The organism is Escherichia sp. MOD1-EC6842 (assembly GCF_002965705.1).
Lineage (GTDB): Bacteria > Pseudomonadota > Gammaproteobacteria > Enterobacterales > Enterobacteriaceae > Escherichia > Escherichia ruysiae.
Map to the genome: position 1 here is coordinate 162,592 of NZ_PTRF01000005.1, position 11,962 is coordinate 174,553.

The 11,962-nt window shown below is 51.4% G+C and carries 8 protein-coding genes, 1 tRNA gene and 2 pseudogenes; 5 read left to right on the plus strand and 6 right to left on the minus strand.

Annotated elements, in window-relative coordinates; all coding sequences use genetic code 11:
• Nucleotides 1-21 precede the first annotated feature (21 nt).
• Nucleotides 22-1,002 (minus strand): annotated as a pseudogene (locus A7Z29_RS08155) (tyrosine-type recombinase/integrase); the annotation flags it as partial.
• A gap of 115 nt (nt 1,003-1,117) precedes the next feature.
• Nucleotides 1,118-1,202: transfer RNA gene (locus A7Z29_RS08160), tRNA-Leu, on the minus strand.
• Between the two features lie 162 nt (nt 1,203-1,364).
• Here A7Z29_RS08160 and A7Z29_RS08170 point away from each other — a divergent pair.
• Both A7Z29_RS08170 and A7Z29_RS08175 read left to right on the plus strand, forming a co-directional pair.
• Nucleotides 1,365-1,487 (plus strand): annotated as a pseudogene (locus A7Z29_RS08170) (alcohol dehydrogenase); the annotation flags it as partial.
• 116 nt (nt 1,488-1,603) lie between these two features.
• Nucleotides 1,604-3,106, plus strand: coding sequence for a helicase HerA-like C-terminal domain-containing protein (locus A7Z29_RS08175; protein WP_105290079.1), 1,503 nt, complete (start codon nt 1,604-1,606; stop codon nt 3,104-3,106).
• Nucleotides 3,107-3,231: 125 nt separating this feature from the next.
• On the opposite strand, the gene lptG is transcribed toward A7Z29_RS08175, so the two are convergent.
• The 3 genes from lptG to ytgA all read right to left on the minus strand — a co-directional run bounded on the left by lptG (nt 3,232) and on the right by ytgA (nt 5,527).
• A complete protein-coding gene (gene lptG / locus A7Z29_RS08180) occupies nt 3,232-4,314 on the minus strand; it encodes an LPS export ABC transporter permease LptG (RefSeq protein WP_105290080.1) in 1,083 nt (360 codons plus the stop codon).
• Nucleotides 4,314-5,414 (minus strand): LPS export ABC transporter permease LptF, encoded by a 1,101-nt coding sequence (gene lptF, locus A7Z29_RS08185; RefSeq protein WP_105290081.1) that lies wholly within the window; start codon nt 5,412-5,414, stop codon nt 4,314-4,316. Before lptF ends, lptG begins: the two co-directional genes overlap by 1 nt.
• A gap of 62 nt (nt 5,415-5,476) precedes the next feature.
• Nucleotides 5,477-5,527 (minus strand): protein YtgA, encoded by a 51-nt coding sequence (ytgA, locus tag A7Z29_RS23665; RefSeq protein WP_211180521.1) that lies wholly within the window; start codon nt 5,525-5,527, stop codon nt 5,477-5,479.
• A 153-nt stretch (nt 5,528-5,680) separates the two neighbouring features.
• On the opposite strand from ytgA, the gene pepA reads away from it, so the two are divergent.
• From pepA to valS, 3 genes are all read left to right on the plus strand, one after another.
• A complete protein-coding gene (gene pepA / locus A7Z29_RS08190) occupies nt 5,681-7,192 on the plus strand; it encodes a leucyl aminopeptidase (protein WP_000397144.1) in 1,512 nt (503 codons plus the stop codon).
• Between the two features lie 133 nt (nt 7,193-7,325).
• The gene (holC, locus tag A7Z29_RS08195) at nt 7,326-7,769 is read left to right on the plus strand and encodes a DNA polymerase III subunit chi (RefSeq protein WP_000786399.1); all 444 of its coding nucleotides are present in this window, start codon (nt 7,326-7,328) and stop codon (nt 7,767-7,769) included.
• Nucleotides 7,769-10,624, plus strand: a complete 2,856-nt coding sequence (gene valS, locus A7Z29_RS08200; RefSeq protein WP_105290082.1) for a valine--tRNA ligase — start codon at nt 7,769-7,771, stop codon at nt 10,622-10,624. The genes holC and valS overlap by 1 nt, the downstream gene beginning before the upstream one ends.
• A gap of 46 nt (nt 10,625-10,670) precedes the next feature.
• Here the strand turns inward: valS and A7Z29_RS08205 are convergent, their stop codons facing one another.
• A complete protein-coding gene (locus A7Z29_RS08205) occupies nt 10,671-11,858 on the minus strand; it encodes a YjgN family protein (protein ID WP_001014713.1) in 1,188 nt (395 codons plus the stop codon).
• Nucleotides 11,859-11,962 lie beyond the last annotated feature (104 nt).

Genomic DNA, 11,962 nt, shown 5'->3' on the forward strand with positions numbered 1-11,962 from the left:
TATTATAGGCGTTTATTTTCACTATCGACTTTTGTTTATTTTAGCAAAATCATAAGGTGTTATTGTTTTGCCCTTATTTGCTTGGAGATAATCAGCCCACCATTGAACCATCAATCGACGTTCATCCAAATGTTCAGAGGTGTGAATATAAGCAGCACGTACATTATTACGCTCTGAATGGCTCAACTGTCGTTCTATAGCATCTTCACTCCATAATCCGGACTCGCCCAACGCACCACGGGCCATCGTTCTAAACCCGTGCCCGCAAACTTCGGTTTTCGTGTCATAGCCCATCGCACGCAATGCGCTATTTACCGTGTTTTCGCTCATAACCTTAGTTGCGTCATGATCACCCGGAAAAAGCAGCTCTTTATCACCACTAATCTGCTTTAACTGGTTTAGCAAAATCATCGCCTGCCGACTAAGCGGAACGATATGTTCCTCTTTCATCTTCATGCCACGGTACAAGTAACGCACACCTTTAATTTCTTCTCGTTTTGCAGGTACTCGCCAGAGAGATTTATCGAAGTCGAACTCATCCCAACGCGCGAAACGTAACTCACTGGAACGCACAAAAGTTAGTAAGGAAAGCTCAACCGCGATCCGCGTCATTACACGGCCACGATATGCAGCAAGACGAGCAAGAAACTCAGGGAACCGGCTGGAGGGCAAAGCGGGGTAATGTCGCGCTTTGGTTGTCGATAGCGCACCGGCCATATCACTGGCTGGATTTGAGTCGATGTAATCGTTCTGTACTGCATAACGCATAATAGCCGTGACACGCTGCTGAAGGCGCTGTGCAACGTCATGCTTACCACTGGCATCAACTTTTTTAATCGGGGCTAATAGGTGGCTAGTTTTGAGCTGACGGATGTCAGATGAACCAATATGAGGAAAGATATAAAGCTCAAGATAACGTAGAACGCGTGATCGGTGATCTTCACTCCAGCGCTTATTACTAGCATGCCATTCACGAGCGATAGTTTCGAAAGAATATGCCCCCAATTATATCCGGATTTCAACGGACAACCTCGGAAGACGCAGGACGAAAAAATCGCTGCAAGCATTGATTTTAAAGGGATATTTGGACTTTCTCGGATGGTCTTGGAAGTAAGAATGGTGCCGAAGGCCGGACTCGAACCGGCACGTATTTCTACGGTTGATTTTGAATCAACTGCGTCTACCGATTTCGCCACTTCGGCACTGAAGAGGTATGCGGAAAACGTTGTGGATTATACCTGTCACGCGTCACCATGCAAGCGCCAGCTTACGCCTGCCTCGCTAAGTGCTGAAAATTTCAGCATCGCCTTCCACGATGTGTAACCTCTATCACACTCCAGGAACCCCACCCGACCATGCTCTACACTTCCCGCAGCAAAGTCGCACCAACAACCGAACGGTTCCCGATGTCGAAAATTAACGATGCCATCCAGCATGTACGTGACGGTAAGGCGCGCTACCGCGTGGTTCTGAAAGCTGTCTTGTGATCCCTTTACCAGGTCGATTCTGCCCGGCCTTTAAGACATCTCGCAATCGGCTGAATTTAGTGGTGAAAACTTTTCAACCGTGCCTATACTCCAGGCAGGGAACTGGAGGAATTCTCATGAGCGAACCACTTTTAATTGCACGCACGCCTGACACGGAACTGTTTTTATTACCCGCTATGGCTAACCGTCACGGGCTGATTACTGGCGCAACGGGGACGGGTAAAACCGTCACGCTGCAAAAACTAGCGGAATCACTGTCAGAAATCGGTGTACCTGTGTTTATGGCCGATGTGAAAGGCGATTTGACCGGGGTTGCACAGGAAGGTACGACCTCGGAAAAACTGCTCGCTCGGTTAAAAAGTATCGGTGTCAACGACTGGCAACCGCATTCGAATCCAGCGGTGGTGTGGGATATTTTTGGTGAGAAAGGCCATCCAGTAAGGGCAACGGTCTCCGATCTGGGGCCGCTGTTGCTTGCACGACTGTTAAATCTTAACGACGTGCAAACTGGCGTGCTGGATATCATCTTCCGCATTGCTGACGATCAGGGACTGTTGTTGCTCGACTTTAAAGATCTTCGGGCTATTACCCAGTACATCGGAGATAACGCCAAATCATTCCAGAATCAGTATGGCAATATCAGTAACGCATCTGTTGGTGCAATCCAACGCGGATTACTGTCGCTGGAGCAGCAAGGAGCGACGCATTTCTTTGGTGAGCCAATGCTGGATATCAAAGACTGGATGCGTACCGATGCTAACGGCAAAGGCGTTATCAATATCCTTAGCGCCGAAAAGCTCTACCAGATGCCAAAACTGTACGCTGCCAGTCTGCTGTGGATGCTTTCTGAATTGTATGAGCAACTGCCGGAAGCGGGGGATCTGGATAAACCGAAACTCGTCTTTTTCTTCGATGAGGCGCATCTGCTGTTTAACGATGCACCGCAAGTGCTGCTGGATAAAATTGAGCAGGTCATACGGCTTATCCGCTCGAAAGGCGTGGGCGTCTGGTTTGTCTCGCAAAACCCTTCGGATATACCCGACAACGTACTCGGGCAGTTGGGGAATCGCGTTCAACACGCTCTGCGCGCCTTTACGCCGAAAGACCAGAAAGCGGTGAAGACGGCAGCGCAAACCATGCGACCCAATCCAGCGTTTGATACAGAAAAGGCGATCCAGGAGCTGGGAACCGGCGAAGCGTTGATCTCATTTCTTGATGCGAAAGGTAGTCCTTCTGTGGTGGAGCGTGCAATGGTGATTGCACCTTGTTCACGGATGGGACCGGTGACAGAAGATGAGCGTAATGGCCTGATTAATCACTCCCCGGTGTATGGCAAGTATGAAGATGACGTGGATCGGGAATCTGCCTATGAGATGCTGCAAAAAGGAGTGCAAACCAGTACCGAACAGCAAAATAATCCACCAGCCAAAGGAAAAGAGATGGCTGTGGATGACGGTATTCTCGGTGGGTTAAAGGACATTTTGTTTGGCACTACCGGACCACGCGGCGGAAAGAAAGATGGCGTGGTGCAAACAATGGCGAAAAGCGCCGCCCGCCAGGTGACGAATCAGATTGTACGCGGTGTGCTGGGGAGTTTGCTTGGGGGGAGAAAAAGGTAAGTCAGGCGCTGTTTGTGTTCTCTCACACCAACTTGCCTTTGCCTGATGCACTACGCTTATCAGGCCTACGCCACTTTGCTAACAATAATAAAGGGAGCTTTAGCTCCCTTTATTCATTCATCAAGTTACGATTTTCTCATTAACAGCCACAGGCTGATCAAGAAGAAGCTGGCGCTTGGCAACAATGCGCCGATAATCGGCGGGATGCCGTAAACCAACGTCAGCGGGCCGAAGATCTGGTCCAGTACGTAGAACACAAAACCGAAGCTAATACCGGTGACCACGCGCACGCCCATCGGCACGCTGCGCAGCGGGCCGAAGATAAACGACAGCGCCATCAGCATCATTACCGCCACGGATAGCGGCTGGAAGATTTTACTCCACATATTAAGCTGGTAGCGCCCGGCGTCCTGACCGCTCGACTTCAGATACTTCACGTAGTTGTGCAAACCACTGATGGAGAGCGCATCCGGATCCAGCGCCACCACGCCCAGTTTGTCCGGCGTGAGGTTGGTTTTCCAGGTGCCGCTCACCGTCTGCGAACCGGTTATCTGTTTTGGATTGGTCAGGTCAGACTCATCAACCTGCGACAGACGCCAGACTTTATGTTCAGGGTCAAACTTCGCGGAAGCGGCATAGCGAACGGATTGCAGACGACGATTCTCATTAAAGGCATAAATACTGATACCCCCTAACTCTTCGTCACCTTTTACTCGCTCAATATAGACAAAGTTGTCACCATCTTTGGCCCATAAACCTTGTTGAGTAGAGAGCAACGAACCACCGTACATCGCCTGCGCGCGGTAGTTACGCGCCATCTGTTCGCCCTGCGGCGCGACCCATTCGCCAATCGCCATCGTCAGCAAAACCAGTGGAATGGCGGTTTTCATTACTGACAACGCGACTTGCATGCGGGTAAAACCAGAAGCCTGCATCACCACCAGTTCGCTGCGCTGCGCCAGCATCCCCAGTCCGAGCAACGCGCCCAGCAGCGCCGCCATCGGGAAGAAGATTTGCACATCTTTCGGCACGCTCAGCAAGGTATACATCCCCGCGCCTACCGCGTCGTAACTCCCCTGCCCGGCTTTTTTCAGCTGATCGACAAACTTGATAATGCCGGAAAGCGACACCAGCATGAACAGCGTCATCATGATGGTGGTGAAAATGGTTTTACCGATATAGCGGTCAAGAACACCAAAAGGTTGCATCACACCGCTCCTTTACGCGAAAAACTGGCGCGCAGGCGGCGGACCGGCACTGTGTCCCAAAGGTTGAGAACAATCGCCAAAGCCAGATAAATCAGGTTAACGGTCCACATCCACAGCGTCGGGTCCAGCTTACCTTTACCGCCGTTCGATTTAAGGGAGGTCTGGATCAGGAAGAAAAGCAGATACAGCAGCATGGCTGGCAGCATCGACAGGACGCGTCCCTGACGCGGGTTAACCACGCTCAGAGGCACAACCATGAGCGCCATCATAAAGACGGTGAATACCAGCGTGATACGCCAGTTTAGCTCCGCACGGGCGCGATCGGTGTCGGTGTTCCACAACGTGCGCATGTCCATCTGGTCGGTATCGTTCGGGTCGAGCGCCACCGCCTGGTGACCAATGATCGCCTGATAATCCTGGAAGTCCGTAATGCGGAAATCACGTAACAGTGCAGTGCCTTCGAAGCGCGTTCCCTGGTTGAGGCTGACGACCTGGGATCCGTCGCGCAGTTGCGTTAAATGTCCGGAATCGGCCACCACCACAGAAGGACGCGCGTTACCTTTTGGTCGAATTTGCGCGAGGAACACATCTTTGAAATCGCTGCCGTCAACGCTTTCGATGAACAGCACTGAGCTGCCATTGGTCGCTTGCTGGAATTGCCCTTGCGCCAGCGCCGCCATGCCTGGGTTAGCTTTCGCTTCTGCCAGCACTTCATCCTGATGGCGCGATGACCACGGCCCCGCCCACATAACGTTAACCGCCGCGACAATCGCCGTGAACACCGCGAGAACCATTGCCGCTTTCACCAGAACCGCTTTGCTCAGGCCGCAGGCATGCATTACCGTAATTTCACTTTCGGTATACAGTTTACCCAACGTCATCAGCAGCCCGAGGAACAGGCTTAATGGCAGGATAAGCTGCGCCATTTCCGGCACGCCCAACCCGAGAAGGGAGAGCACCAGGTTCGCCGGAATGTCGCCATCAACCGCTGCGCCGAGTATCCTCACTAACTTTTGACAGAAGAAGATCAAAAGCAAGATGAAGAGTATCGCCAGCTGGCTTTTGAGCGTCTCCCGAACCAGATATCTTATGATTATCACTTTAAATACGCCCGTAAAAACTCGTCTTTTGCAGGATTTTAGCTTGTTTCATGGCTTAAACGTCATTTATTCTCTTGAGTCGTCGAAATCGTCGCTAAGATAATTATACTCAACGGATTCACCTCTCAGATTTTGTTCTGACGTGCCAATGCCGTAATAACGTTAAGATTAACACGAAGTCATCGCAACAGCGGACATGAGTTACGAAAGCTTGCAATTCTATCTGTAGCCACCGCCGTTGTCTTTAAGATTCAGGAGCGTAGTGCATGGAGTTTAGTGTAAAAAGCGGTAGCCCGGAGAAACAGCGGAGTGCCTGCATCGTCGTGGGCGTCTTCGAACCACGTCGCCTTTCTCCGATTGCAGAACAGCTCGATAAAATCAGCGATGGGTACATCAGCGCCCTGCTACGTCGGGGCGAACTGGAAGGAAAACCGGGGCAGACATTGTTGCTGCACCATGTTCCGAATGTACTTTCCGAGCGAATTCTCCTTATTGGTTGCGGCAAAGAACGTGAGCTGGATGAGCGTCAGTACAAGCAGGTTATTCAGAAAACCATTAATACGCTGAATGATACTGGCTCAATGGAAGCGGTCTGCTTTCTGACTGAACTGCACGTTAAAGGCCGTAACAACTACTGGAAAGTGCGTCAGGCTGTCGAGACGGCAAAAGAGACGCTCTACAGTTTCGATCAGTTGAAAACGAACAAGAGCGAGCCGCGTCGTCCGCTGCGTAAAATGGTGTTCAACGTGCCAACCCGCCGTGAACTGACCAGCGGTGAGCGCGCGATCCAGCACGGTCTGGCGATTGCCGCCGGGATCAAAGCTGCGAAAGATCTCGGCAATATGCCGCCGAATATCTGTAACGCCGCTTACCTCGCTTCACAAGCGCGCCAGTTAGCTGACAGCTACAGCAAGAATGTCATCACCCGCGTTATCGGCGAACAGCAAATGAAAGAGCTGGGGATGCACTCCTATCTGGCGGTGGGTCAGGGTTCGCAAAACGAATCGCTGATGTCGGTGATTGAGTACAAAGGCAACGCGTCGGAAGATGCGCGCCCGATTGTGCTGGTGGGTAAAGGTTTAACCTTCGACTCCGGCGGTATCTCCATCAAGCCTTCAGAAGGCATGGATGAGATGAAGTACGATATGTGCGGCGCGGCGGCGGTTTACGGCGTGATGCGCATGGTTGCAGAGCTGCAACTGCCGATTAACGTTATCGGCGTACTGGCAGGCTGCGAAAACATGCCTGGCGGTCGTGCCTATCGTCCGGGCGATGTGTTAACCACTATGTCCGGTCAAACCGTAGAAGTGCTGAACACCGACGCCGAAGGCCGTCTGGTGCTGTGCGATGTATTAACTTATGTTGAACGTTTTGAGCCGGAAGCGGTAATTGATGTGGCGACGCTGACCGGTGCCTGCGTGATCGCGCTGGGTCATCACATTACCGGTCTGATGGCGAACCATAATCCGCTGGCTCATGAGCTGATTGCCGCGTCTGAGCAGTCTGGCGACCGCGCATGGCGTTTACCGCTGGGTGACGAGTACCAGGAACAACTGGAATCCAATTTTGCCGATATGGCGAACATTGGCGGACGTCCTGGCGGGGCGATTACCGCAGGTTGCTTCCTGTCGCGCTTTACCCGTAAGTACAACTGGGCGCACCTGGATATCGCGGGAACCGCCTGGCGTTCTGGTAAAGCAAAAGGCGCAACCGGTCGTCCGGTAGCGTTGCTGGCACAGTTCCTGTTAAACCGCGCCGGGTTTAACGGCGAAGAGTAAGTTTGCGTTTTACCCTCACCCTAACCCTCTCCCTAAGGGAGAGGGAACCGATCGAGCGCAATAGAAATTCATTGCTCATCTTTCAGGGTGAGGAATGCAGCAATATTTAAATCCACCACAAGAAGCCCCATATATGAAAAACGCAACGTTCTACCTTCTGGACAATGACACCACCGTCGATGGCTTAAGCGCCGTTGAGCAACTGGTGTGTGAAATTGCCGCAGAACGTTGGCGCAGCGGTAAGCGCGTGCTCATCGCCTGTGAAGATGAAAAACAGGCTTACCGGCTGGATGAAGCCCTGTGGGCGCGTCCGGCAGAAAGCTTTGTTCCGCACAATTTAGCGGGAGAAGGACCGCGCGGCGGCGCGCCGGTGGAGATCGCCTGGCCGCAAAAACGCAGCAGCAGCCCGCGCGATATATTGATTAGTCTGCGAACAAGCTTTGCAGATTTTGCCACCGCTTTCACAGAAGTGGTAGACTTCGTTCCTTATGAAGATTCTCTGAAACAACTGGCGCGCGAACGCTATAAAGCCTACCGCGTGGCTGGTTTCAACCTGAATACGGCAACCTGGAAATAATGGAAAAGACATATAACCCACAAGATATCGAACAGCCGCTTTACGAGCACTGGGAAAAGCAGGGCTACTTTAAGCCTAATGGCGATGAAAGCCAGGAAAGTTTCTGCATCATGATCCCGCCGCCGAACGTCACCGGCAGTTTGCATATGGGTCACGCCTTCCAGCAAACCATCATGGATACCATGATCCGCTATCAGCGTATGCAGGGTAAAAACACCCTGTGGCAGGTCGGTACTGACCACGCCGGGATCGCTACCCAGATGGTCGTTGAGCGCAAGATTGCCGCAGAAGAAGGTAAAACCCGTCACGACTACGGCCGCGAAGCTTTCATCGACAAAATTTGGGAATGGAAAGCGGAATCCGGCGGCACGATTACCCGTCAGATGCGCCGTCTCGGCAACTCCGTCGACTGGGAGCGTGAACGCTTCACCATGGACGAAGGCCTGTCCAATGCGGTGAAAGAAGTTTTCGTTCGTCTGTATAAAGAAGATCTGATTTACCGTGGTAAGCGCCTGGTAAACTGGGATCCGAAACTGCGCACCGCTATCTCTGACCTGGAAGTGGAAAACCGCGAATCGAAAGGTTCGATGTGGCATATCCGCTATCCGCTGGCTGACGGCGCGAAAACTGCTGATGGCAAAGATTATCTGGTCGTTGCGACTACCCGTCCGGAAACCCTGCTGGGCGACACCGGCGTGGCTGTTAACCCGGAAGATCCGCGTTACAAAGATCTGATTGGCAAATTTGTCATTCTGCCGCTGGTTAACCGTCGTATTCCGATCGTTGGTGACGAACACGCCGACATGGAAAAAGGCACCGGCTGCGTGAAGATCACTCCGGCGCACGACTTTAACGACTATGAAGTGGGTAAACGTCACGCCCTGCCGATGATCAACATCCTGACCTTTGACGGTGATATCCGTGAAAGCGCCCAGGTGTTTGATACCAAAGGTAACGAATCTGACGTTTACTCCAGTGAAATCCCGGCAGAGTTCCAGAAACTCGAGCGTTTTGCTGCGCGTAAAGCAGTCGTTGCCGCAGTTGACGCGCTCGGCCTGCTGGAAGAAATTAAACCGCACGATCTGACCGTTCCTTACGGCGACCGTGGCGGCGTGGTTATCGAACCGATGCTGACTGACCAGTGGTACGTGCGTGCCGATGTACTGGCGAAACCGGCAGTTGAAGCGGTTGAGAACGGCGATATTCAGTTCGTACCGAAGCAGTACGAAAACATGTACTTCTCCTGGATGCGCGATATTCAGGACTGGTGTATCTCTCGTCAGCTGTGGTGGGGTCACCGTATCCCGGCATGGTACGACGAAGCGGGTAACGTTTATGTTGGCCGCAACGAAGATGAAGTGCGTCAGGAAAATAACCTCGGTGCGGACGTCGCGCTGCGTCAGGACGAAGACGTTCTCGACACCTGGTTCTCTTCCGCGCTGTGGACTTTCTCTACGCTCGGCTGGCCGGAAAACACCGACGCCCTGCGTCAGTTCCACCCGACCAGCGTGATGGTTTCTGGCTTCGACATCATCTTCTTCTGGATTGCCCGCATGATCATGATGACCATGCACTTCATCAAAGATGAAAATGGCAAACCGCAGGTGCCGTTCCACACTGTTTACATGACCGGTCTGATTCGTGACGACGAAGGCCAGAAGATGTCTAAATCCAAGGGTAACGTGATTGACCCGCTGGATATGGTCGACGGTATTTCGCTGCCAGAACTGCTGGAAAAACGTACCGGTAATATGATGCAGCCGCAGCTGGCGGACAAAATCCGTAAGCGCACCGAGAAGCAGTTCCCGAACGGCATTGAGCCGCACGGTACTGACGCGCTGCGCTTCACCCTGGCGGCGCTGGCTTCTACCGGTCGTGACATCAACTGGGATATGAAGCGTCTGGAAGGTTACCGTAACTTCTGTAACAAACTGTGGAACGCCAGCCGCTTTGTGCTGATGAACACAGAAGGTCAGGATTGCGGCTTCAACGGTGGCGAAATGACGCTGTCGCTGGCGGATCGCTGGATTCTGGCGGAGTTCAACCAAACCATCAAAGCGTACCGCGAAGCACTGGATAGTTTCCGCTTCGATATCGCCGCAGGCATTCTGTATGAATTCACCTGGAACCAGTTCTGTGACTGGTATCTGGAGCTGACCAAGCCGGTAATGAACGGTGGAACTGAGGCCGAATTGCGCGGTACTCGCCACACGCTGGTTACGGTACTGGAAGGTCTGCTGCGCCTCGCGCATCCGATCATTCCGTTCATCACCGAAACTATCTGGCAGCGTGTGAAAGTGCTTTGCGGCATCACCGCTGACACCATCATGCTGCAGCCGTTCCCGCAGTACGATGCATCTCAGGTTGATGAAGCGGCGCTGGCCGACACCGAGTGGCTGAAACAGGCGATCGTTGCTGTACGTAACATCCGTGCAGAAATGAACATCGCGCCGGGCAAACCGCTGGAGCTGCTGCTGCGTGGTTGCAGCGCGGATGCAGAACGTCGCGTAAATGAAAACCGTGGCTTCCTGCAAACGCTGGCACGTCTGGAAAGCATCACCGTGCTGCCTGCCGATGACAAAGGTCCGGTTTCCGTTACTAAGATCGTCGACGGCGCTGAGCTGCTGATCCCGATGGCTGGACTCATCAACAAAGAAGATGAGCTGGCGCGTCTGGCAAAAGAAGTGGCGAAGATCGAAGGTGAAATCAGCCGTATCGAGAACAAGCTGGCGAACGAAGGCTTTGTCGCACGTGCACCGGAAGCGGTCATCGCGAAAGAGCGTGAGAAGCTGGAAGGTTATGCGGAAGCGAAAGCGAAGCTGATTGAACAACAGGCGGTTATTGCCGCGCTGTAATACGCACAGTGAAAACGAAGGCCGGAGAATGCTCCGGCCTTTTTATTTAGATAAACGGAACATACGGCATAATACCGCGAGATATCCACATTAACGGACCGCTATCCTGCGGTTTTTCATCATTCGCTAACGCCAGTGAATCAAGGTCACCCTGCACATGGGTATTATTGGCAATCCAGCTAATCATCCACATTTTCAGCCAAGGATAAGCCAGTCCACAGGTAATTGAAGAACCCATTAATACCGCAAACATGCGTAAAAGCACACCGAACGTGGTAACGGACGAATGAAAACGAATTGTTCCATTTGCCAGTGTCAGGTTATTCAGAAACAAACTACGTAACGTGACATAGAGATAACTGGCAAAAACAAAAATCGCAACAAAATAAAGGAAATAAGAAGCCATAATCTGTGGGTAATATTGCAATACAAGCTCACCACCAGCATCAGACCTACCCAACATGGTCATCATCATTACCTGCTGAAATACTGGCGCAATCATAATACCAATCACAATGATGAAAGGAACCATGGTTAATATTGCGAGCATACAACCTTTAATGCATTCTTTTACGTTTACCTGAACAGAAAACTTATGAATGCCAAAAGTTGCATTGTTACCCAGCAATGGCATCCATTTACTGTAGGTTATACCATTGACGACACCCAGCCCGATGGCAGAAAGCAAACTTAACGCAACTAAGTTAAAGAATAATCCTCCTATCGATGTCGTCAATTGCGCAATAAGATACAGTGCGAACCAAAACGCTAACGCCAACAAAACAGGCAGACCTAACATAACCCACCATGCACGGAGCATCGAGCAGTTAAAGCCAAAGCGAATGCCATTCAGTGAGGTCATGTTCGCCTGATATTGTAGACTCTTCACTGCCATGCAAGGAATCCCGCAGCTCAAGAGAGCAAACAGGAGAAAACCAAGAACAAAGTGCTGGCCTGAAAAACAAGAAATACTGAGAAGATAAACGACAATAATAAGGAACATGCTAACGAAAATGGCACCACCAGTTCCCTTATAACTAAATGGTTGCCCATTGAGTGTCACATGTTGATAAATATAACGACGGCATTTCACCAATGCCCACGGCCCATATATTCCCAGAGTAATAATTGTCAGTAAAAAATTCACAAGACAAATAAGAAAATACTCACCACCTTTGCCTGTAAAAACAAACGCGTGACGAGAATTATCTTTCCCGACGTTTACACCATTCATGAATCATATCCCTAAAATAAATTCCATTCATATAGATAATAATCCCAGTAAATTAATACTGGTACGCCTAGAATACGCTTTCTCAAAGAGATATATGCTTAATA

What these genes read in the sequence shown, in the direction of transcription:
- A7Z29_RS08205 (WP_001014713.1), bottom strand. Translation starts at nt 11,858, where the DNA reads ATGAATGGTGTAAACGTCGGGAAAGATAATTCTCGTCACGCGTTTGTT.
- pepA (WP_000397144.1), top strand. Translation starts at nt 5,681, where the DNA reads ATGGAGTTTAGTGTAAAAAGCGGTAGCCCGGAGAAACAGCGGAGTGCC.
- valS (WP_105290082.1), top strand. Translation starts at nt 7,769, where the DNA reads ATGGAAAAGACATATAACCCACAAGATATCGAACAGCCGCTTTACGAG.
- lptG (WP_105290080.1), bottom strand. Translation starts at nt 4,314, where the DNA reads ATGCAACCTTTTGGTGTTCTTGACCGCTATATCGGTAAAACCATTTTC.
- holC (WP_000786399.1), top strand. Translation starts at nt 7,326, where the DNA reads ATGAAAAACGCAACGTTCTACCTTCTGGACAATGACACCACCGTCGAT.
- A7Z29_RS08175 (WP_105290079.1), top strand. Translation starts at nt 1,604, where the DNA reads ATGAGCGAACCACTTTTAATTGCACGCACGCCTGACACGGAACTGTTT.